Source organism: Leptospira paudalimensis, assembly GCF_026151345.1.
Lineage (GTDB): Bacteria > Spirochaetota > Leptospiria > Leptospirales > Leptospiraceae > Leptospira_A > Leptospira_A paudalimensis.
Map to the genome: position 1 here is coordinate 1,993,597 of NZ_JAMQPR010000001.1, position 20,396 is coordinate 2,013,992.

At 38.9% G+C, this 20,396-nt stretch carries 24 protein-coding genes; 15 read left to right on the forward strand and 9 right to left on the reverse strand.

Translation table 11 applies throughout. From position 1 onward, the window contains the following. Positions 1–26 precede the first annotated feature (26 nt). The 6 genes from ND855_RS09295 (at position 27) to ND855_RS09320 (ending at position 5,239) form a co-directional block, all read left to right on the forward strand. The gene (locus ND855_RS09295; protein WP_265358110.1) at positions 27–647 is read left to right on the forward strand and encodes a DedA family protein; all 621 of its coding nucleotides are present in this window, start codon (positions 27–29) and stop codon (positions 645–647) included. After that, the gene (locus ND855_RS09300; RefSeq protein WP_265358111.1) at positions 644–1,123 is read left to right on the forward strand and encodes an LIC11661 family lipoprotein; all 480 of its coding nucleotides are present in this window, start codon (positions 644–646) and stop codon (positions 1,121–1,123) included. Before ND855_RS09295 ends, ND855_RS09300 begins: the two co-directional genes overlap by 4 nt. Positions 1,124–1,290: 167 nt before the next feature. Next, positions 1,291–2,193 (forward strand): TRAP transporter TatT component family protein, encoded by a 903-nt coding sequence (locus tag ND855_RS09305; protein WP_265358112.1) that lies wholly within the window; start codon positions 1,291–1,293, stop codon positions 2,191–2,193. A gap of 20 nt (positions 2,194–2,213) precedes the next feature. Continuing rightward, positions 2,214–3,221, forward strand: a complete 1,008-nt coding sequence (dctP, locus tag ND855_RS09310; protein ID WP_265358113.1) for a TRAP transporter substrate-binding protein DctP — start codon at positions 2,214–2,216, stop codon at positions 3,219–3,221. Between the two features lie 21 nt (positions 3,222–3,242). After that, complete coding sequence (locus ND855_RS09315) at positions 3,243–3,938, forward strand: TRAP transporter small permease (protein WP_265358114.1); 696 nt, start codon at positions 3,243–3,245, stop codon at positions 3,936–3,938. Next, positions 3,938–5,239, forward strand: coding sequence for a TRAP transporter large permease (locus ND855_RS09320; RefSeq protein ID WP_265358115.1), 1,302 nt, complete (start codon positions 3,938–3,940; stop codon positions 5,237–5,239). Before ND855_RS09315 ends, ND855_RS09320 begins: the two co-directional genes overlap by 1 nt. A 109-nt stretch (positions 5,240–5,348) precedes the next feature. On the opposite strand, the gene ND855_RS09325 is transcribed toward ND855_RS09320, so the two are convergent. From ND855_RS09325 to fliS, 3 genes are read right to left on the reverse strand one after another with little or no spacing between them, the layout of a single operon-like run. Further along, positions 5,349–5,903 (reverse strand): J domain-containing protein, encoded by a 555-nt coding sequence (locus tag ND855_RS09325; RefSeq protein WP_265358116.1) that lies wholly within the window; start codon positions 5,901–5,903, stop codon positions 5,349–5,351. Further along, positions 5,882–6,289, reverse strand: coding sequence for a flagellar protein FlgN (locus tag ND855_RS09330; RefSeq protein WP_265358117.1), 408 nt, complete (start codon positions 6,287–6,289; stop codon positions 5,882–5,884). Before ND855_RS09330 ends, ND855_RS09325 begins: the two co-directional genes overlap by 22 nt. Before the next feature lie 20 nt (positions 6,290–6,309). Beyond that, positions 6,310–6,756 carry a flagellar export chaperone FliS gene (fliS, locus tag ND855_RS09335; RefSeq protein WP_108958335.1) on the reverse strand — a complete coding sequence of 149 codons (447 nt, stop codon included), beginning with the start codon at positions 6,754–6,756 and terminating at the stop codon, positions 6,310–6,312. 77 nt (positions 6,757–6,833) lie between these two features. On the opposite strand from fliS, the gene purN reads away from it, so the two are divergent. Genes purN through fsa form a run of 5 tightly spaced genes read left to right on the forward strand, consistent with a single transcriptional unit; the run spans position 6,834 to position 11,111 of the window. Then, complete coding sequence (purN, locus tag ND855_RS09340; protein WP_265358118.1) at positions 6,834–7,448, forward strand: phosphoribosylglycinamide formyltransferase; 615 nt, start codon at positions 6,834–6,836, stop codon at positions 7,446–7,448. Continuing rightward, a complete protein-coding gene (gene purH / locus ND855_RS09345; RefSeq protein ID WP_265358119.1) occupies positions 7,445–8,986 on the forward strand; it encodes a bifunctional phosphoribosylaminoimidazolecarboxamide formyltransferase/IMP cyclohydrolase in 1,542 nt (513 codons plus the stop codon). Before purN ends, purH begins: the two co-directional genes overlap by 4 nt. Next, the gene (locus ND855_RS09350; RefSeq protein WP_265358120.1) at positions 8,986–9,699 is read left to right on the forward strand and encodes a hypothetical protein; all 714 of its coding nucleotides are present in this window, start codon (positions 8,986–8,988) and stop codon (positions 9,697–9,699) included. Before purH ends, ND855_RS09350 begins: the two co-directional genes overlap by 1 nt. Before the next feature lie 43 nt (positions 9,700–9,742). After that, complete coding sequence (locus tag ND855_RS09355; protein WP_265358121.1) at positions 9,743–10,414, forward strand: hypothetical protein; 672 nt, start codon at positions 9,743–9,745, stop codon at positions 10,412–10,414. A 52-nt stretch (positions 10,415–10,466) separates the two neighbouring features. Continuing rightward, entirely contained in the window at positions 10,467–11,111 is a 645-nt protein-coding gene (gene fsa, locus ND855_RS09360; RefSeq protein WP_015675796.1) for a fructose-6-phosphate aldolase, read from the forward strand. Between the two features lies 1 nt (position 11,112). Here the strand turns inward: fsa and ND855_RS09365 are convergent, their stop codons facing one another. Genes ND855_RS09365 through ND855_RS09375 form a run of 3 tightly spaced genes read right to left on the reverse strand, consistent with a single transcriptional unit; the run spans position 11,113 to position 13,452 of the window. After that, complete coding sequence (locus tag ND855_RS09365) at positions 11,113–11,643, reverse strand: HPP family protein (RefSeq protein WP_456152068.1); 531 nt, start codon at positions 11,641–11,643, stop codon at positions 11,113–11,115. Continuing rightward, positions 11,627–12,652, reverse strand: coding sequence for a DUF1574 domain-containing protein (locus ND855_RS09370; RefSeq protein WP_265358122.1), 1,026 nt, complete (start codon positions 12,650–12,652; stop codon positions 11,627–11,629). Before ND855_RS09370 ends, ND855_RS09365 begins: the two co-directional genes overlap by 17 nt. A 56-nt stretch (positions 12,653–12,708) precedes the next feature. Continuing rightward, complete coding sequence (locus ND855_RS09375) at positions 12,709–13,452, reverse strand: pseudouridine synthase (protein ID WP_265358123.1); 744 nt, start codon at positions 13,450–13,452, stop codon at positions 12,709–12,711. Positions 13,453–13,501: 49 nt separating this feature from the next. Here ND855_RS09375 and lipA point away from each other — a divergent pair, with 49 nt between their 5' ends. Both lipA and ND855_RS09385 read left to right on the forward strand, forming a co-directional pair. Then, positions 13,502–14,422 carry a lipoyl synthase gene (lipA, locus tag ND855_RS09380; protein WP_265358124.1) on the forward strand — a complete coding sequence of 307 codons (921 nt, stop codon included), beginning with the start codon at positions 13,502–13,504 and terminating at the stop codon, positions 14,420–14,422. Between the two features lie 2 nt (positions 14,423–14,424). Further along, positions 14,425–14,721: a hypothetical protein gene (locus ND855_RS09385; RefSeq protein WP_265358125.1), complete on the forward strand. Its 297-nt coding sequence runs from the start codon at positions 14,425–14,427 to the stop codon at positions 14,719–14,721. A gap of 57 nt (positions 14,722–14,778) precedes the next feature. Here ND855_RS09385 and ND855_RS09390 read toward each other — a convergent pair whose 3' ends face one another. Continuing rightward, a complete protein-coding gene (locus ND855_RS09390; RefSeq protein WP_265358126.1) occupies positions 14,779–15,960 on the reverse strand; it encodes a lipoprotein LipL45 in 1,182 nt (393 codons plus the stop codon). A 258-nt stretch (positions 15,961–16,218) separates the two neighbouring features. On the opposite strand from ND855_RS09390, the gene ND855_RS09395 reads away from it, so the two are divergent. Both ND855_RS09395 and ND855_RS09400 read left to right on the forward strand, forming a co-directional pair. Further along, on the forward strand, positions 16,219–17,541 hold the full coding sequence (locus ND855_RS09395; RefSeq protein WP_265358127.1) for a radical SAM protein: 1,323 nt from the start codon (positions 16,219–16,221) through the stop codon (positions 17,539–17,541). 37 nt (positions 17,542–17,578) lie between these two features. Continuing rightward, a complete protein-coding gene (locus ND855_RS09400) occupies positions 17,579–19,672 on the forward strand; it encodes a PP2C family protein-serine/threonine phosphatase (RefSeq protein ID WP_265358128.1) in 2,094 nt (697 codons plus the stop codon). A gap of 34 nt (positions 19,673–19,706) precedes the next feature. On the opposite strand, the gene ND855_RS09405 is transcribed toward ND855_RS09400, so the two are convergent. Next, a complete protein-coding gene (locus tag ND855_RS09405) occupies positions 19,707–20,135 on the reverse strand; it encodes a hypothetical protein (RefSeq protein ID WP_265358129.1) in 429 nt (142 codons plus the stop codon). A gap of 49 nt (positions 20,136–20,184) precedes the next feature. Then, a complete protein-coding gene (locus ND855_RS09410) occupies positions 20,185–20,340 on the reverse strand; it encodes a hypothetical protein (protein WP_165784069.1) in 156 nt (51 codons plus the stop codon). Between the last annotated feature and the right edge of the window lie 56 nt (positions 20,341–20,396).

Consider the following 20,396-nt stretch of genomic DNA (forward strand, 5'->3'; position numbering starts at 1 on the left):
AACCATAAAATCAGTATAAATCCCTCATGGACTTTCTACAAACCCTAGTTACGATTTTTATGCAATACGGTTATTTTGCCGTTTTTGGAATTCTGATCCTTTGTGGATTCGGACTTCCGGTTCCAGAAGACATTTCACTCACTGCGGGAGGTGTCATCTCGGGGCTTGGTTACGCCAATGTTCATATTATGTTTCTCGTGGGTATGGCAGGGGTTCTCATTGGTGACAGTTTTGTTTTTTGGTTGGGAAGTCATTATGGAGAAAGGGCATTAACCCTTCCTATTTTACGGACAGTGCTCCACCCGGAGCGATTTGATAAAGTCAGAGAACAATTTAAGAAATATGGTCGTTGGGTTGTATTTGTGGGAAGGTTTATGCCAGGACTAAGGATGCCCATATTTTTTACAGCAGGGACCTCCAAACAAATCAGTTTTTTCTTATTCCTCTTAACAGATGGATTTGCCGCACTTATCTCCGTTCCGATTTGGGTATATCTTGGTTATTATTTTGCTCATAATTTTGATGAACTCATGAGCTGGGTGCGTGGGGGCCAAACGATTATCTTAGTCCTCGTCGCGATCCTTGTTGGCGTTCTATTCTTCTACTGGTGGCGGAGGAAACGCCAAGAGGGAAAAGGAGACAAATGAACCTAAAACAGGCAAATTTTGCTTTTTCTCTATTACTAACCTTCGTTTGGGTTTGGAATTGCACCAATTATTCCACAACTGCTTCAGTCCAAGCACCACCCACTCTCATTTCCATCACAAATAATGGGAATTCCAACTTTACCATCAAAGTGAGAGCGCAAAACCCAGAGTTCATCTTCCAAGGGTATCGTTTGTACCAGGCAGCGACGGAAAGTTTAGCTCAGAATCCAACGGATACAAACCTAGGAACCGACTGCATTTTAGCCCAAGCATCGATTGTGCAACCAATTGAATATACCTTTGAGGTCGATCCGACCACAAAGGCAAATACCGCAGGGGTATCTTGCCGCATTTTTGCCACATTATCCACTGGGTCCTATATTTCGATGAGAACTCTTGGACTCGCTGTGAACCTACAAAATAGCACAAGTTCCTACCGAGTTTCCCTCCCATCTAACGCGCTTATTGTCCCATAAAATAAAACTTTCTTGCATTTAAGTCAAATGCGTGTATTTTTTTCCGGAATCATGGGATTTCTTTGTGCATTTTTTAGAATTTTTCTAAATTTTTGCCCCAAATTGTCCCGTTGGTGATACAAATAGAAAGGGAGAAATCCCAAACATTTTTGGAGGATGATGAAAAAATGAACCAAACGAAACATTGGTCAAAAATCGCGCTCGCAACTCTGGTACTCGTGTCAGTTGTTGCATGCGGAAAATCAAGACAATTGAAAATTACGGCGTCGGATGTGACTCGTGCAACCACACCAGCAAAACTTCCTGCTGACATCGAAAAACTCTGGAAGAACCGTCATAACGAACAAGACCTTAGACAAGCGCTTGTTAGTTTAGAAAAATTTGCAACTGAGAACCCACAATATGCAGATGTAAAAGTTTTATTGTGCCGTGGTAATTATTTGATGGGTGATGGCCACTTATGGCTAAAACTTACTGGCGATGCAGATGACGATGCAAAAGTAAAAGAAGAATCCATCGCATTTTATGATGCTGCAGTGACTTGGTGTGAAGCAGCTCTTGCCTTGAATCCAAAATTCAGAGACAAAGTGGTAAAAGAAGGTTTAGAAATCGAAAAGTCTTTAGATGTACTTGGACCAGAGGACATTGATGCACTCTACTGGAGATATGCATCTCTCGGAAAATGGTCAAGATTGGTTGGTTTTACTACCCTTCTCAACAACCGATCTAAGTTTACTGCTATGGTAAACCGCGTAAAAGAAATTGAAAAGGCTATGGGTAAAGAATACTTTTATTCTGCAACTCTCAGATATGATGCAGCAAGTAATGCTCTCTCACCGACTGGTGATAAAAAATTAGCTGATAAATACTTTGAAGAAGCAATTGCAAAACACCCAAATTATTTTGCAGTTCGAGTTCTTTATGCAGAAAGCCGTTTAAAAGGTAACGAAGACAAATTCAAAAAACAATTAGAATTTGTAATCAAAGGAAAAGCATCCTCTTTACCTGAAATTGAACCTGATCAAATCGTAGAACAACGAAAAGCTAAAAAATTACTCGACGAATTATAATCGATCACTAGGAGAACTAGATGTTTTTAAAGCAGTTAAAATATTTAGTTTGTGTAACTATGGCCCTCACAATCAGTGGGGGTCTTTTTGCTCAAACAACCGTTAAATTGGCTACAGTTGCCCCAGAAGGATCACCTTGGGCAAACGAATTAGCAAAAATCAAAAAGAAAATCGAAAGTGAATCACAAGGACAAATTAAATTTAAAATTTATCCTGGTGGGCAAATGGGTGGAGAAAATGAAATCCTCCAACAAGTCATTCGTGGAAAACTGCAAGGAGCAGGTTTAACAGCAGGAGCACTTGCAAACACAGTTAAAGAATTAAACGTATTAGAAATTCCATACCTCTTTAATTCTTATGCACAAGCAGATTGTGTTCTCGATGATCATCTATTAGAAGATTTCAGAAAACTTTTTGAAGCAAAAGGACTTATTTTTGTCACTTGGGCAGAAAATGGATACAGATCCATCGGAACTAAATCCACTCTCGTGAAAAAACCAGAAGACCTAAAAGGGATCAAAATCCGAATCCAAGAATCTCCAGTTCACATTGCGTATTGGAAACAATTAGGTGTGAGTGGAATTCCAATTGCAATCCCAGAAGTATTGCCATCGTTACAAACTGGTGTGGTAGAAGGATTCGACAACACTCCTCTATTCACTCTTGCAGCTGAATGGCAAACAGCGATTAAGTATTTTACATTAACTCGCCATATTTACCAACCAGCAGCAATCCTTTACTCAAAAAAGTATTGGGATACACTCAATGACGAACAAAAAAAGACATTGATGGGTGAAGGTAACAAACTCGCTCCAGGTGCAAGACAAGCTGTTCGTTCCATCGAAAAGAACATGATTGCTACTTTGAAAAAAGCAGACGTACAAGTTTATGAACCTTCTAGTGCAGAACTCGCAAGTTTCAAATCAGCTGCGAATGCAGTTGCAGGACAAGTTGTTGGAAAAATTGGTGGTCAATCGAAACAAATTTACGATAAAATCCAAAAAGCCAAAGCAGCTTGTGGTGGTTAGAGTAAGGTAGGATATAGATAAATGAAATTCGTCGAACGAATTCTAAATACTTTGAGTTTCGGCGAGAAATGGGCAGGGGGAATTTGTTTCCTTCTGCTCACTCTTCTCATGATTGCTGACGTTTCCAAAAGGGAAGTCATCGATAAAGTGTTAGGTTGGACATTAGAAGCCTCAGAAGCATACCCAAATACGGGTGTCGCAGGACTCATTGGCGATTGGAGTGTTTACATTGCAGAATCCATTCACAGTGGAACTTCCAGCTTCTTAGAGTGGATGGGCCTCGGTGGGATCATTTGGGCTCAAAAACTATCCCTTTATTTTATGTTATGGGGTGGTTTGTTCGGATCTGCTTTAGCAAGTGCCAAAGGCTCACACTTACGCCCAGAAATTGCAGACAAGGCATTACCAAAAGCGGTTCTGCATTATGTAAAAATCATCGAACAATGGGTGATTTCGATATTCTTTTTATTCTTAGCTTACTTATCAGTCATTTATGTTTTAGAAAGTATTAGTTTAGATGAAGTCAATCCTGTGACAGAAATCCATTTATGGAAAGTCCAATTGATTTTTCCTTACATTTTCCTTTCTATGGGATTTCGACATTTGTGTTATGGAATTTTTCCTTCACTCATCCCTTCCGACATCAATGAAGCCACTGAGGCTTTGGAACTTGCGGAAAAAGAACTTTCCGAATCAAATTCAGGAGGGAAACGTTAATGGGTTCTTGGGGAATACTCATACTCTTACTTGCCTTAATTTTACTTAGGCAACCATTGATCGTACTCATGGGTGCGATCACAGTGTACTGTTATTACTTTTTACCAGATCCACCTCTTGAGTCTTTTCAAGAACTCAATAGTATCATTGGGGATTTATTTTTTGCAGGTGATAAAGAGATCCTTCTTGCGATTCCACTTTTCATCATTGCAGGGAATTTGATGACCCATGGTAGTATTGCCAGACGACTGATCCGCATTGCTCAGGCAATGACAGCTCCGATTCCAGCAGGGCTTGCCATCGCAGGTGTTTTCTCCTGTGGGATTTTTGCTGCGATTTCTGGATCATCCCCAGTGACTCTCATTGCCATCGGTGGACTCATGTATCCTTCCCTTACAAAGGCAGGTTACCCAACTCAGTTTTCGATGGGACTACTTGCTTCTGGAGGGACTCTCGGTATCATCATTCCACCGAGTATTCCAATGATTGTTTATGCAATCATGGTAGGAGTATCAGTGACAGATCTTTTCATTGCAGGGATTGGTCCTGGAATATTACTCATGAGTTTACTTATGATTTATTCCGTGTTCCGTGCAGGAAATGTTGGTCGTGGGAAATGGGACTGGGCAGAAATTCGAATTGCTTGGAAAGAAGGCATTCTTGCTCTCATGATGCCAGTTGTGATCCTGGGTGGAATTTATTCTGGATTTTTCACAGCGACTGAATCCGCAGCCATTGCCGTATTTTATGCAATCCTTGTAGAAGTGTTCATTCACAAAGAATTAAGTTTTCCGAAAATTCCGAAAATCATGGCAGAAAGTGCTGAGATGCTCGGGATCTTATTTCTCATCTTAATCCTTGCGGTGAGTTTGAATAAGTTCATGATCGAAAATGAAATTCCGCAAAACCTAGTGGCAAAAATGTCAGAACTCATTTCTAGTCCTGTCACCTTTCTCATTGGTGTGAACATTCTACTTCTCATCGTAGGTATGTTCATGGATATCATGAGTGCGATTCTAGTACTTGCACCTCTTCTTGCTCCTATGGCTGTCAATTATGGAATCAATCCAGTTCACTTTGGTATCATCATGATTGTGAATTTGGAAATCGGTTATTTGACTCCTCCAGTTGGTGTGAATTTATTTGTGGCATCAGGGATCTTCAAACAACCGTTAGGAAAAGTGATACAATCAGTTGCACCAATTGTGGGAATGTTTCTCATTGGACTCATCCTTATCAGTTGGATCCCAGAAATTTCACTTGGACTTCTGGGTGGAGAAGCGACTGCACCTAGCCCATAAGAACGATTGTAACTAGTTTTACCTTCTTGTTTCCTTTGATTCTTAAATAAAGGAAATGGAAATGGTAGGATGGAAATCAAAAGAGCCGGAGCTAAAAACTTCGGCTTTTTTATTCCTTTGACCACCAAACACGAAGTCGCTCCAAGGAATTTTTTGCATCACTAGCCCATAAACTAGTGGGATGTTGTTTTAGAATGTTGGCATACACCTGCAAAACTGGTTCCAATTCTTTCTGTAATTGTACGAGTTCTTTATTCAATGCACTCGAAAGTTCAATGGGATGTAGGTTTCGTTTTTCATAATAACGAAGGATAACTTCTGTCTCTTTTTCCTTGGCTAATTTATATTCTTGGAAAACCGGATCTTTGGAAGGTTTGTTCTCCAAAGTTTCATTTGGACTTTGATTGGTATTTTTAGGATGGGAACCTTCTCTGTTTCCATTCGGATCCACCATCGTTTCCTCTGGGTGGATGAGTAGGAATTCCTTTAAGTTTTCGTAATGTTTGTTTAACTCCACAAACATCACATCACTTGTAAATTCACCGCTATCTGGGTGGTATTTTTTTGCTAGTTTGTGATAAGAATCTTTTAATTCAGACTCGGTATACCCAGAACTTAATCCTAAAAAATGTAACGAATCATTTAACAGTAGTTTTTTGTCCATGAAAGACCAGAGGAAAATACCAAATGAGATTTTAACCTTCGTTTGATACTGAATTCCCAATATTCTTTTTTACTTTCATTCATTTCGAATACAAGCAATTCTTGGACTTTTTGTTGGAGGGTTCTTGCCTCATCTAATTTAGAAAAAACAGTTTCGGAAAGGGCAATTTCTTCTTCAGTATGAACATCTAGTTCTTGGTGTTCTAATATTTCTGCGTCCAACTCTTCCAATTTTCGGACAAGAGTCTCATTCTTAAACTCAATCTTAACAGCTGTATCTGCATCTCTGTAGGATAATAATTCTTCTTCTCGTTTTAGATTCGTGATCAGGGAATTCAGTAGTTGGATTTTTTTCTGCAGTAAGTGTTTATAAGATATTTGTTTCATAAGTTTTGATAAAAGAAAATTTAACCAGTGATGGAGATTCCAGTTGTCCTTTGGCCTAAATTTTGTTGTGGAGATTGTGGTTCTTTTTTCTCCAACTCTTCCCAGGAAACTTTTAGTTCTCCTAAAATTTTAATGCACTCATCAATGATCGCCTTGTCCTTACGCATATTTGCTTCGAGTAGTCTTTTTTTGAGATAAATGTACAAGGACAAAAGGTTATTTGCGACTTCTTTCCCCTCTTCCATATTGAGTGACAAAAGTAATTCTGTGATGATGTCTTGGGTTTTGATGATGTTGTTGTTTACGACATCATACTTTCTTGGAGTCATATTGTCTTTTGCAACACCAAGGAAACGGATGGCCCCATCAAATAACATGACAATCAATTTGATTTGGCTAACGGTAGAGATCTCGTTGGCTTTGTATTCATTGTAAGCAGAGGCACCGGTTTTTCTCGCAAGCGACATTTTTTTCTCCTGTGTATTCCCATCGACCAAAAAGGATACTTGCTTAATGATCCATCTGAATATTCTTAGATTATCACATGGGAAAAACAAAACGTGTTGTTTTTTTGGCTTCAGGCAGAGGGTCAAATTTTTCGGCTTCGGTCGAATTTATCCGTAAAAAGAAGCTGAAATTAGACATCCAGGCATTAGTTTCCGACAATCCAGAAGCTAAAGCCCTTTCCATCGCTAAAAAATTCGGGATTTCCACCAAAGTGATCCCATACCACACATACACGTCCAAATTGGACTACCACAGAGACTTACTCCACCAAGTGGAATCCTATTCCCCAGACCTGATTGTTGCCTGCGGGTATATGAGGATTCTCAAGCCTGACTTTGTCGGTCGTTTTCCAAACCAAATCATCAATGTCCACCCAAGCCTACTACCAGCCTTCCCTGGGCTCGATTCCCAAAAACAAGCCTTGGAATATGGAGTCAAAATTGCAGGTTGCACTGTACATTTTGTTTGGGAAGGAGTGGATACAGGCCCCATCATTTTACAAAAAGCGATTGCCATTCGCCCTGAATGGACTGAAAAAGAATTATCCTTGGCAATCCTTAAGGAAGAACACAAAGCCCTTCCCCTCGCTATACAACTGTTTTGTGAAGATAAATTAAAAATCAAAGAACGAAAGGTAGAAATCCTAAAATGATACAAATCAAAAGAGCACTTGTTTCTGTTTCTGATAAAACAGGAATCACTGAAATCTGTTCCTTCCTTGCGAAAAACGGAGTGGAAATTTTGTCCACTGGTGGAACGTATGATGCTTTATCAAAGGCTGGCATCCCTGTCAAAAAGGTAGATGAGTTTACTGGTTTTCCAGAAATCTTACATGGCCGAGTGAAAACCCTCCACCCTAAAATACACGGTGGATTACTTGGTGATACAACCAATCCTGACCATTTAAAACAAATGGAAACCAATGGAATTGTACCAATTACTCTCGTGATTGTCAATTTGTACCCTTTTGTAAAAACTGTAATGAAACCAGATGTGACTCTCGAAGACGCGATCGAGAACATTGATATCGGTGGACCATCTATGTTACGTTCGGCGGCAAAAAACCACAAAAATGTTGTCGTTTTAACAGATCCAAAAGATTACGAATCCTTCCAGACAGAATTTACGGCTAACTCGGGAAAAATCTCTAGAGAAACTGCTTTTGGTTATGCGGCAAAAGTGTTTTCAGAAACAGCATCCTATGATTCAGCAATCTCAACCTACTTCAATAAACGTTTAGGTATCAAATACCCTGACAAAATCACATTTGCATTTAATAAAAAACAAAAACTTCGTTATGGTGAAAACCCACACCAAGATGCTGCATTTTACGAACCTTTGTTCCTTAAATCTCAATTTGAAGCCTTACAAGGAAAAGAACTTTCCTTTAACAATATGTTAGATTTTGATGCAGCTTTCCACGTGGCAAGTTTACTTCCGAAAAATGCAGTATCCATTGTAAAACACCTAAATCCATGCGGAATCGCATTTGGAGAAACTGTTTTGGAATCGTTTGAACTCGCAAGGAAAACGGATCCAATATCAGCATTTGGTGGAATCATTGGAATCCATGGACGAGTGGAAAAAGAGGCGGCAGAGGAAATCACAAAGAACTTTGTAGAAGGTGTGATTGCAGAAAGTTTTTCAAACGAAGCATTAGAAATTTTCTCAAAAAAACCGAACATTCGTTTGATCCCAATTGCAAAGTTTGATGAAGCACTTGATGAATTGGATTTACGATCCCTTCACCATGGCCTTCTCATCCAAAACAGAGATTATGACCTCATCACCAAAGACAAATTGAAAATCGTTTCGAAAAAACAACCAACGGAAGACGATTTGGAAGGATTGATGTTTGCATGGAATTGCGTGAAGTTTATCAAATCCAATGCTATTGTGTACACTGACCAAAATTCAACACTTGGAATTGGTGCAGGCCAAATGTCTCGAGTGGATTCTGTTGAACTTGGTGCAATGAAAGCGCAGAAAGTAGGACTATCCGTTGTAGGATCCTATGTCGGAAGTGATGCATTTTTTCCATTCCGTGATGGGATTGATGCCATTGCAAAAGTTGGTGCAAAAGCAATCATCCAACCAGGTGGTTCCATTCGAGACGAAGAAGTAATCCAAGCTGCGGACGAACATGGACTCATCATGGTCTTCACAGGAATGAGGCATTTCCGTCACTAATGGAATTTTTTCTTTTCCTTCTCTTTCTTATCTGTTTTGGACTGCTGACTTCCGTAATATCCTATTACGTAAAAATTTTATTTTTTTCAGCGAAGTCCAATTACCGAAGAGAGGAACTAACAGACATTCGAGGGGATGTCATACGCATCTTCCTCGATTTGTTAGAATCAAGTGGGAACATTCTGTACGGGAGTTTGGCTTTTTTGGGAAGTGCCCTCTTTGTATGGCTTTGGTCCCTACTTGGTTCGTTACTCGGAGAAAAAGGTCCAGGGGTATTTGAACATATCTTCCATATGCCGATTTTCTTTTTGGCCTTATTTTTTTCTTATCCTGTCTTAAAAGAAGCCTACCAGGAACAGTCTTTATTAGGTCTAGCCAAACCCGTTTTGTCGGGGTTTGCCCTTGGTAATTTGTCGAGTGGAGCCGTACATTACGGTCTGGACAGGGATTTGTATTTTTTATTCTACTTACTCCTCTTCTTTTTACAAATACCTGTACTTGTTTTCCTTTGGAACCAAGAACCAATTTTTGGGGTCAGTTTTGAACCCACACCTTCCTACGAAGGGGAAACAGATTGGGGAGGCTCAAATTCCTTCGAAGACTCCTATGGAGAGAATGGAACAAGCGCTGATGATTTGGAAGAAAATCCCTTTGCCAATGAAACGGACTCCTATGGGCTCGGGGACGATCCCTTCTCGGATGAATTTAAGTGAGAAACAAGTTCTCTTTTTTAAGAGAATGGCCGATAGAAATGTTATGAAGAAATATCTGCTAGTCCTCCTATTTTGTTTTCCTGGTTATCTATTTTCGCAAACAGAAATACCAAATACCTTGGATGGATTTGCGGAAGCCTCATGGGGGATGACCTTCGAATCCATCCGCGAGAAATTCCTTTCCATGGCGACAAACTCAGAATCCAAAGAGAAAATTGAAATCTTAAATGAAAAAAAAGATGTCAGTTTGCTCATCCGCCGGAATGGAATCCTTTACCTCTATCGTTTTTATAAAACCCCAGAACTCTTAAAAGAAGTCCGTCCCAAAAGGGAAGGACAACCAGAAACGGATCCAACGATTGATGGCCAAACCGAGTTCCGAGAAAACGGAATTCTATTTTCTGTAGGAGTGACTTTCAATTTGGTCCCTACTGACAAAATCAAAGAGAAACTTGAGAAAAAATATGGAAAACCAAGAAAGGAATCCATAGGGGATGACAAAGTTTCAGGAGCAGCGATTTGGGAACTGGTGGAACGCCGGGAAAACCCTCCAAGGGGAGGATTTGCTGTCGTTTGGCGTGAAGGTTACAAAAAAATCCCTTATACACGACGCATTGATTACTTTTCAGCCAATATCCGAGACATCATCGCAAAAGATTACGTAGATTTCTTCAGTGTACAAGAAACAAAAACCTTGCGGGATTTAATCCCGTAGTTACCCTGTCCCTCTGAGGCTCGGATCTAAAGTTCCGAGCAGACGAGGCAAAATGAATTTATTTTTAGACACAGCCAACATTGACGAAATCAAAAAAGTCCATGAATTAGGCTTACTTGACGGTATCACCACTAACCCATCCATCATTGCAAAATCAGGCCGCAAATTCACAGAAGTCATCAAAGAAATCTGTAGTTTTGTAAAAGGACCTGTGAGTGCTGAAGTTCTTGCAACTGATGCCCCTACAATGATCAAAGAAGGTTTAGAACTTTCTAAAATTGCTGAAAACGTAGTCGTAAAAGTGCCTTTAATCCCTGAAGGGATCAAAGCAGTCAATGCGTTTGCAGAAAAAGGGATCCAAACAAACGTTACACTTTGTTTTACAGCAAACCAAGCGTTACTTGCAGCAAAAGCAGGAGCAAGTTTTATTTCTCCATTCGTTGGCCGATTGGATGATGTTGGTTATGATGGACTCGATCTGATTTCTGAGATCCGTGAAATCTATGATAATTATGGAATCGAAACACAAATCCTTGCTGCATCGGTTCGCCATCCGATTCATTTCAAAGAAGTTGCGTTACGTGGAGCTGATTGTGTGACTTTACCATACTCTGTATTTGAAATGTTATTCAAACACCCACTAACAGATAGTGGTCTTGCTAAATTTGTGGAAGACTCAAAAAAACTAAATTGGTAATCTAAAACCAAACCACCGGATACTTCCGGTGGTGCACTAAATTGTTCACAACAAGAGCATTTACTAACAGCACAAACACCCCTACCATAACTGGGAAAAAAATAAAATCCACTCCTACTCCTCCAATCACACCTATGAGTGCTGTGGCCCCTCCTGGTGGGTGTAAGGTATGAGTCAGGTACATCACAAGAATCGATAACCCTACCGATAAACCAATTGTGAAAAAATTGGTCCCAAACAGATACACAAGTAAAACAGCAATCATTGCTGATAAAAGATGACCACCAATCAAATTTCTTGGTTGTGATAAAGGTGCATCAGGGACAGCAAATAACAATACCGAAGTGGCACCAAAGGATCCTATGAGAAGGGTATGACCAGAAAGATTGGTGATGATTAAAATCGACCAAATGGAAATCGTACTACTTAAAAAACTCCAGATCGCAAATCGATAGGATAATTTGTTCCGTTTTGCAAGAAGTGGCGCCTTAATTTTGTAAGGAATATTCTTAAATCTACTTTTCAGCGGTATTGATCCAAATTTCTTTCATCTGGTCTACAAAACAAAATGCAGATTGGTGAGATGCATCATTAAACAAATCACAAGTATTTGGCGTATTCCAATTGAGTGTTTTTGCATCATATTGTTTTGCCAATGTTTCAACTTTATCCCACCAAACTTCTTTTATATGAAATTTTTCATAATAAGAATAATACTCTGGAAAAACTTTTGGCCACAATACCAAGGTTTTGATTTTTTTCTCTTTTGTGATTTTTAATATTTTTTCTACATACGGAAATTGGGATGACCCAATGGAATAGGATCTCATGTACAAATTCCCGATTCGAATTGTATCATTTTTAATTTTTTCAATTGGATTGGATTGTACACCATACATCAAATATTCACCCTTCGTATAATTGATGAGTTGGAATTCTTTGTTGTGTGAAGATTTGTATTCTTTTAGTTTTCCCTGTTTGAGCCTGGACGTAAAAAGAGATAAATTGAATTCAATACTTCGGATGGCAAATACTCGATCTAAAAGGTAATCCCATTTTTCTTTGAATGGGACATCTTCCCAAACAGTCTCAATGCAATTGGAATCACATCCCATTCGTAAAAATGGAGATAGAATAAATCCTTTGGAATCATCGAATGCCTCTGGACTTAAGGAAAGAATGAGAAAATCAGGAGTGACACCGGATTCCAATATTTCTTGGAACTGAATATAGGAATTCATTGGAATTCCTTGTGGGCTACTGAAATTATAGAGTGTCCAATTTTTTTTATAGGGTTCAGGGATTCCAATTTCTGAAAAAGGATAGGAACGAGAGTCTCCAAAAACCAAAGTCAGTTTTTTTTCCTTCAAATCTGGATCTTTGAGCAAACGATCTTTTAATACCTTTCTCTGAAAGTAAAAAACCGAATTCCCTGCTTGCAAAAATTCATCATGAAAGACGGGTAATAAAAAAATTTTATCTATGACAAAGATAAATAAAAAGAGAACAACTGGATAAAATAAAAATGGTTTTGATTTCAAAAAAACAAATCCCCTAACCTCACCATTTTATGAGTCGAGTGGATTCTTCAACCAAATTAAGAACTTGGATTCCCTAGAACTTGTCCTTCCGTGACCACTTTGTATTTTCCTTCTTCCAAATGAAAATTGCGAAGATCCAATTTACCAATCCGAATTCGATACAAATCAAGAACAACTAAATCCTTTGTTTTACACATCCTGCGAATTTGTCTTTTTTTCCCTTCTTTTAAGACAATGCTAAGGTAACTTGTAAACCCAGGTTGGGTTTTTTCAGGAACCACATTGGCTGGTTTTACAGAAAGGGCACGTAGGGTTTCTCCCCCTTCTCTAACACCTAACATAAATTCTTCGGCAATTTTTTTCCAACTCACAGGCTGTTTTAAACTAATGATGTATTCTTTATCGATTTTGTTTTTGGGATGTGTTACTTTTTGGATAAAATTCCCATCGATTGACAAAAGGATAAGTCCCCTTGAATCTAAATCCAAACGACCGGCATAATTGTATTTTTGGAACGATTCGGGTAATAAGGTGAAAATGGTGTTCTCATGGTGTTTGTCTTCATGGGAGGTGAGAAACCCAGCTGGTTTATTAAACGCTATGATTTTTGGTCTAGAGTCAAATCCTTCCTCTTTTCCGACCGGTTTTCCATCGAATAGGATTGTATCTTCCTCATTCACCTGAAAGGACAAATCGGTGATCGTACTTCCATTGATTTTGACCCGGCCCGAGAGGACTAATTCTTCCACTTTCCGTCGGGAACCTAAACCTAATTTGGCAAGAAATGCATTGATCCTCATGTTTTTCCATTTTACAAAGTGGCCTCATTTCAAAAAGTCTAAAGAAGGTATGAATCCACTAAAAAAGAAACCTCGCTCAAAACATTTGAACCCCACCCAACCTCTCCCGGATTGGATGAAGGTGCGAGTGAGTTTCCCAAAAGAGTCAGATGCCTTGTCAAAAGTTCGGGCGGAAGTGGAAACCAAACAATTACACACTGTTTGTGAGTCGGCAAGTTGCCCAAACCTCAACCATTGTTGGAACCGAAAGACAGCTACCTATATGTTGGCAGGAGATATTTGCACAAGACGCTGCCAATACTGCGATGTGGCCTTTGGAAAACCAAAATCCCTAGACATTGATGAACCAGAAAAAGTCGCAAGGTCTGTCGAAGCACTGGGACTTAAACATGTTGTTCTCACGGCAGTCAACCGAGATGATTTAAAAGATGGTGGGGCAAACCACTTCGCAGAAACCATCACAAAAATCAAAACCTACCAACCAGAATGTTCGATCGAAGTTCTCATCCCTGATTTTAAGGCCAAAGAAGAATCCTTACAAATTCTGTATGCTGCAAAACCCAATATCATCAACCATAACATTGAAACTGTGGAACGACTTTTTCCCACCATCACTCCCCAAAAAAATTACCGAAGGTCCCTCGAAGTTTTAGCACATATTGCAAAACATGGATTCCTCACAAAAAGTGGACTGATCCTTGGACTTGGGGAAACAGAAGAAGATGTGAACCAATGTTTACAGGATTTGTACGATCATGGAGTACGAATGTTGACCATTGGGCAATACTTACAACCGGGCCCAACTCATTACCCAGTCCAAAGTTTCATTCCCCCTGAAACATTCCAAATGTGGAAAGAAACTGCTTACAAAATTGGATTTAAGACGGTCGCATCTGGACCGCTCGTCCGCTCCTCTTACCATGCAGACGAATATTTTACTGAGGATTCTCTGAATCTACCGAAAGAGTAGATATGAACGCAGAGGAATCAGCGGAATTTCAAAGAGAACTCGCAAAAACTTTCTTTTTGTCCATCCTAAAGGATTTAGGAGAGATCGATGAAACTCTTTCTGATTTTGAAGTGAAGGTCCTCATCCAAAAAGCACTTACCCACCATCCAGAATTACAAGTAGAATGGGGTGAAATGGACCGATTTGGGCAAAACACACTCCTTGTGAAATACCAAAACAATTTACTTCTCATCGAGGTGAGCCCTCTCATCAATGCAATTCGGATCCTTTGGAACGAATACAAAAACTCGAGTACATAAAAAAAGCCCGAAGGGAATTCCCTCCAGGCTTCTTTTCTACGTAAGGGTGTGGTTGTTTTAGAATTTGGATTTTTGTTGAAGGTCGTAAATGACTTCTTCTACATTGTCCATATCAATTTTCTTAACACCATTTTCAGTGTGAACAATCAATTGACCATTTTCTTGGTTGATGATTGCACCAATCACTGTTTTTCCATCGACTAACACGATTTTTTCGATTCTTTCGTAGTAGTTTACGATGTCTTTTTTAGATTTGAAATCTTTTGGTTGGCTAGCTAAAGATTCTTCGAATTTTTTCTTCTCTTCTTCTTGTCGTTTCGCTACTTCTTTTTCGATCGCTTGTTTTTTAGTGTCGATTTCTTGTTTTTTCAATTCATCGAGTTTCTCAGTTTGAGCTGATTCACTAAGTTTGACAATCTCTTGAGCTGTCTGTTTGTCAACAGTCACGATCGTTTTGATTTCTTGTTCTTCGTTTTTAGTAAGTTTTGCACTTTCCACTACGAGTTTTTCTTTCTCAGCAGTTTTGAATGCTTTTGATAAATCCAAAGATTGAATGTCAGCTGACTTTGCAAGTTCTGCAGATTTTGCTGATTGAGTAGAAGCTTGGTCTTTTTCCAAGATCACTTCAGCCTTTGCAATAGACTCTTGTAGTTTTTTTAGTTCAGTGTTTTTTGAAATCTCTTCTTCAGAAAGTTTTTCTAACGCTGGAACACGTGGAGCAAATGCTACTGCACCTTCAACCACTTTCACTTTCGCTGGTTTTCCTTCAGCAGATTCTACGATGAAAGAAGTTCCTCGCACACCCGCAATTGCAGTTGGTGTTACGACAGTAAAGTTGTCTTCTTTCTTAGCTTTGTTAACTTTCGCGAATACTTTTCCGGAAACAAGAGCAATTTGAGTGTCTGTTGTTCCAGCGTTGTCTTGAGAAAGTTTTGCAAAGTCAATCGCGGACTTTGGAGAGATACGAATGCTCGAGCCATCTGCAAATTGGATGTCTACTTTTCCATTGTCGCCTGTGACTACATTATCCCCTGTTTTCAGAAGGGCACCAAGTTGTGCTTTTTCTTCCGTTTGGTCTGCGTGTTGGATTTTAGAATCTCCTACCGCAAATACGACTACCGCAGATAAGTCTGCAGGTTTTTTAGGTGCTTCTGATACTTCTGCTTCTGGTTTCTTACAAACTGTAAGCCCAGTGAAAAGAAGCGCAAGTCCCATGATGGTTAGTTTCGATGCTTTCATATCGTCCTGTCCCTTAGTGAAATTGTACTTTCGTTACTCTCTAATCAACAAACTGAGCTAGCTAAAATTCCCAGTTTTTTTGTATTTTTTTCTAGAATGAAAAAAATTTCATTAGTTCGGAAAAAAAATAATTTAGCGATCGGATTTGTAAACGAATATTCAGTATTTTCGTTCGGATCCTACGTTTTTCGGGGGTTTTTCGCTCGTTCTCTGGGAAAATCGCTTTGTCTAAGAGAAAGGAAGAAAAAAACTCCAAATATGGCTGAAACCTCTACATTGCACCAAAGACCTGCCTCCTCCCTCTCTTTATTAGAAGAAATGGAAAGAACGTATAAAGACTTACCTATGGAAGCCATTGTCAAACAAGACATCTTAAGACAAGGGATTCATTTTTTCCCAGAGGCCTTCCAAGTCAAAGACCCTTATAAATCTAAGGATTACTTTATCTTTTCCTTCGATCATATTCCGCTAGCGGACTTAAAAGATGGAGCAGATACGAAAGCCCCAGAAGAAATCAAAATCAGTGGTGGGCATTTTGGACTTTTGAAAACCGTCATCTCCACACGAAATAACCCAAATTCCCCATACAAAATGAAATTAAAAGAGGGAAAACCAACTCTGTTTTTAGAGGAAACAGAAATTGGTATAGCAGAATACCCACCCATTCCTTCTTGGTACAGACACAAAACAAAATCGGGAAAACTTCCTGGTGAAATCGCACCCGTCATCGAATGGGGTTACCTTCTGTACTTAACAGTCTTTCGTAACTGCCAGTACTTTGGAAAAGACGAAGAATGTGCATATTGTGACATCAACCATAACTACCGCCAACAAAAAGGAGCGGGTCGTCCTTATACGGGAGTCAAGGATGTAGAAGATATTTTAGAAGTGTTATCTTGGGTAGATGCAGAAGACGAAATTGCAAAAGTATACACAATCACAGGTGGTTCCGTCCTCACCAATCTTAAGAAAAAATCAGAAGTGGATTTTTACTTACAATACCCAGAAGCCATCGAAGCAAAGTTTCCGAAACGATGGATGGGAAAACTAGTAGCACAAGCCTTTGAAAAGGAAGATTGTCAAAAATTCAAAGATGCCGGAATTCAAATTTACCACCCAAATTATGAAGTATGGGACAAGGCACTATTTGAAAAAATATGCCCTGGCAAAGCAAGTTGGATTGGGTATGAAAATTGGATCCGAAGGGTTGTGGATTCAGCAGAAGTATTTGGACCCGAAAATGTAATTCCTAACTTTGTAGGTGGAGTTGAACTTTCTGAACCCTGGGGATTCAAAACAGTAAAAGAAGCCATCACATCCACAAAACAAGGGTTAGACTTTTTTATGTCGAAAGGAATTGTGCCTAGATTTACAGCATGGTGCCCTGAACCATACACAACTCTTGGCCAACAAGCAGGCCCTCCACTTGTGTATTTTTGTGAACTGTTACGAGCATGGAAAGGAACATTTGAATCTTATGGTTTACCAACCCCTCCAGGGTATGGCGAACCTGGACCAGGAAAGGCTGTTTTTTCTGTTTCTGCTTTTATGGATGTAATAGGATATACTGGACGAAATTAGTTCTTTCCATTCCATAGATAGAAAGAAACTAAAGAACATGCGAAAGAGTTTTCTGGGATTGGTGTATGCCTCCATAGTCTTATGTTTTTGCCAGTGCCAAAACCCAGACTTCGATCGAAATTTACACTTCCGACAAGGTGTATTAGATTTAACAGAAATCACTTTTAAAGAAGACACCGCTATCAATTTAGAAGGGGAATGGGAGTTGTACTTTGGGGAATTCCACTACCCTCCTTTTCATGGGAAAAAAGAACTCACAGGTTACCTTGCCATTCCCAACTCTTGGCAAAATGAAGAATATGGAGGAATTGAATTACCAAGAACTGGTAAAGTCACCTTACGCGCGTTTATCCATATAAACAAACAAACTGTAGGCCAAGAACTTAGAATCTATATTCCTGACATTGCCTCCTCTTATCGATTTTTTGCCAATGGAGTTCTCATCGGAGGACAAGGGAAACCAGGGATCAATCAATTTGATGATACTCCGAGGATCAAATCAAAGTATTATACTCTTATTCCTGACGATGAAGTGATCGAACTCGTGTTCCATATTGCCAATTATGAAAACAATTTTGGTGGGTTTTGGGGGGTTCCCATTATAGGAAACAAATACGCATTAGATCGTGAAAAGATGTTTTCTAATGCGAGGGAATTATTTTTACTCGGGGCCCTTTCACTCATCGGTTTGTATCATTTTGGGCTTTTCTTTTATAAACGAAAAGAAAAATCCATTTTTTACTTTGCGATCTTTTGTGTACTACTTGGAATACGCCTTGCCTTCACAGGTGAAAGGTATGTTTTGGAACTTTTCCCAAAATTCCATTGGCCTACTGCATTTCGGATTGAGTTTGCCTCTTATTATTTTGCTGTTCCAACGTTTTTATTGTTCATCCATTCTTTATTTCCAGAAGAATCAAAAGCAAAACATGTTCGTCGTGCAATCATTGTTAGTTGCCTATTTTCACTTACATTGTTTTTGCCAATTTCAGTGTTTACCATTTTACTCTATGGTTTTCAAATACTTGCGTTTGTAATCATCGGGTATGTCATTCATATTAATTTAAAAGCAGTCATCAATAGTCGACCGAATTCAAAACTATTTTTGATTGGCCTACTCATCTTAGCATTTTCAGTTTCTTTTGATATTCTAAAACATAGTTTAAACAGTCGAGGGATTGGTCTCACTCCTTATGCTTTATTGTGTTTTATCTTTATCCAATCACTTATCCTCTCGAGTAGGATTGCAAATGCATTTGTACGTGCAGAAGAATTGGCAGAAAGTTTAAAAATCAGCAACGAGTCTTTGTTAGCTGTAACAGAGAATCTGGAACAAATTGTTTCTGAACGAACCTACCAATTGAATTTTTCATTGAATCGGATCAAAAAAGATCTACTACTTGCAAAAAAAATCCAACAGAAGATTCTTCCTTCCGATGGAATCAAGTTTGATCCTTTAAAAATCCATCTCTACTTCCAACCGCAAGACGAAGTGGGTGGAGATTTTTATGATATCTTTGAATTGGATAATGGTACCGTTCGTTTTTTTGTAGCAGATGCAACTGGTCATGGAATCCAGGCGGCCCTTTACACAATGGCCATCAAATCGGAATATGAAGCCATCAAAAGATTCATCACCAAAACCGATGATCTAATGAACCATCTCAACCAAAAGATCCAAAATAAATTCTCAGGTCTGAAGATCGTGTTCTCTGGATTTTTATTGGACATTGATACCAAAACGAAAACGGTATATTATTCTTCAGCAGGTCACCCAAATCAAATTTTCCAATCTGTTGGAAACCAAATCATTCTAAACAGAACTGGGAATATCATTGGATTAAAGAAAGACCAACCTTACACCCAAAAACAATTCCAAATTTTGGAAGGGGACCGTATTTTACTTTTTACTGATGGGATGTTGGAACAAAAAAATGAGGCCAGAGAAGAGTTTGGAATGGATCGAATCCAAAAGATTCTTTCTGATTTTCAAAACAAAGAATCAGAAAGAGTTCTCGCGGAACTAGTCATCCAATTGTTCTTATTCCAAGGTAAGAAAGAACAAGAAGATGACCAGACAATGGTACTCATTGAATGGGAAAAAAATGAAACGAATCAAAACTCAAATTAAGTTTTAAATTCTCATTTTTTTCATTTGTAGGATTTTATTTTTTTAAGAACAAACGATCCACACCATTCTTTTCGAATTCAGAATCATATTTTTCTGCTTCTTTTGCAACCTTGGTTTCATAGGTTTCTGGAGATAAAGCTTCCAATTCTTTTTCTGACATAGAAAGTTCCAAATCTCTTTGGGCAAGTTCTGTTGTGAGCTCAGTCCAAAACACATCATCGTTATATGGCTCTATATAAGATTCAAATACTTCTTGGAAATATTCTTCTGCGATCGTAAACATTCCGTTTTCAGAAACAATTGGACTATTTTCCATTGTTTTGGAAAGTTTTCCGAGTAAGGATTGAAGGAATCCATCCACACTTGGATCACATTCTTCATGGGGAGCATTACTCACCCATTCAAATACAGTGAGTGCATCTAAAAGTTGTTTTGTTTCTTGTGGAGTGAGATCTAAATTCATAATTACCTGCTTTCCTTCCATAGAAATAGGTAAGGGAATGTGAAGCAAATCAAAGAATCACTGTAGACCTGTTTTCCTTATAGTTTTGGTAGATCTGTTCCACAATCATCCTAAAGTTAGGATCATCTTTGAGGATTTCCAATTTTTCCTCCAAACTGAGAACAGAAAACTTTGGGTGTAAAGCTTTGGTGACAGCAGGCTTCATATTTAATAAGTAAACATATAAGTAGTATCTGTCAAACAATTTTTACTATACGTTTG

What these genes read in the sequence shown, in the direction of transcription:
- ND855_RS09295 (WP_265358110.1), top strand. Translation starts at nt 27, where the DNA reads ATGGACTTTCTACAAACCCTAGTTACGATTTTTATGCAATACGGTTAT.
- ND855_RS09300 (WP_265358111.1), top strand. Translation starts at nt 644, where the DNA reads ATGAACCTAAAACAGGCAAATTTTGCTTTTTCTCTATTACTAACCTTC.
- ND855_RS09305 (WP_265358112.1), top strand. Translation starts at nt 1,291, where the DNA reads ATGAACCAAACGAAACATTGGTCAAAAATCGCGCTCGCAACTCTGGTA.
- dctP (WP_265358113.1), top strand. Translation starts at nt 2,214, where the DNA reads ATGTTTTTAAAGCAGTTAAAATATTTAGTTTGTGTAACTATGGCCCTC.
- ND855_RS09315 (WP_265358114.1), top strand. Translation starts at nt 3,243, where the DNA reads ATGAAATTCGTCGAACGAATTCTAAATACTTTGAGTTTCGGCGAGAAA.
- ND855_RS09320 (WP_265358115.1), top strand. Translation starts at nt 3,938, where the DNA reads ATGGGTTCTTGGGGAATACTCATACTCTTACTTGCCTTAATTTTACTT.
- ND855_RS09325 (WP_265358116.1), bottom strand. Translation starts at nt 5,903, where the DNA reads ATGGACAAAAAACTACTGTTAAATGATTCGTTACATTTTTTAGGATTA.
- ND855_RS09330 (WP_265358117.1), bottom strand. Translation starts at nt 6,289, where the DNA reads ATGAAACAAATATCTTATAAACACTTACTGCAGAAAAAAATCCAACTA.
- fliS (WP_108958335.1), bottom strand. Translation starts at nt 6,756, where the DNA reads ATGTCGCTTGCGAGAAAAACCGGTGCCTCTGCTTACAATGAATACAAA.
- purN (WP_265358118.1), top strand. Translation starts at nt 6,834, where the DNA reads ATGGGAAAAACAAAACGTGTTGTTTTTTTGGCTTCAGGCAGAGGGTCA.
- purH (WP_265358119.1), top strand. Translation starts at nt 7,445, where the DNA reads ATGATACAAATCAAAAGAGCACTTGTTTCTGTTTCTGATAAAACAGGA.
- ND855_RS09350 (WP_265358120.1), top strand. Translation starts at nt 8,986, where the DNA reads ATGGAATTTTTTCTTTTCCTTCTCTTTCTTATCTGTTTTGGACTGCTG.
- ND855_RS09355 (WP_265358121.1), top strand. Translation starts at nt 9,743, where the DNA reads ATGAAGAAATATCTGCTAGTCCTCCTATTTTGTTTTCCTGGTTATCTA.
- fsa (WP_015675796.1), top strand. Translation starts at nt 10,467, where the DNA reads ATGAATTTATTTTTAGACACAGCCAACATTGACGAAATCAAAAAAGTC.
- ND855_RS09375 (WP_265358123.1), bottom strand. Translation starts at nt 13,452, where the DNA reads ATGAGGATCAATGCATTTCTTGCCAAATTAGGTTTAGGTTCCCGACGG.
- lipA (WP_265358124.1), top strand. Translation starts at nt 13,502, where the DNA reads ATGAATCCACTAAAAAAGAAACCTCGCTCAAAACATTTGAACCCCACC.
- ND855_RS09385 (WP_265358125.1), top strand. Translation starts at nt 14,425, where the DNA reads ATGAACGCAGAGGAATCAGCGGAATTTCAAAGAGAACTCGCAAAAACT.
- ND855_RS09390 (WP_265358126.1), bottom strand. Translation starts at nt 15,960, where the DNA reads ATGAAAGCATCGAAACTAACCATCATGGGACTTGCGCTTCTTTTCACT.
- ND855_RS09395 (WP_265358127.1), top strand. Translation starts at nt 16,219, where the DNA reads ATGGCTGAAACCTCTACATTGCACCAAAGACCTGCCTCCTCCCTCTCT.
- ND855_RS09400 (WP_265358128.1), top strand. Translation starts at nt 17,579, where the DNA reads ATGCGAAAGAGTTTTCTGGGATTGGTGTATGCCTCCATAGTCTTATGT.
- ND855_RS09405 (WP_265358129.1), bottom strand. Translation starts at nt 20,135, where the DNA reads ATGAATTTAGATCTCACTCCACAAGAAACAAAACAACTTTTAGATGCA.
- ND855_RS09410 (WP_165784069.1), bottom strand. Translation starts at nt 20,340, where the DNA reads ATGAAGCCTGCTGTCACCAAAGCTTTACACCCAAAGTTTTCTGTTCTC.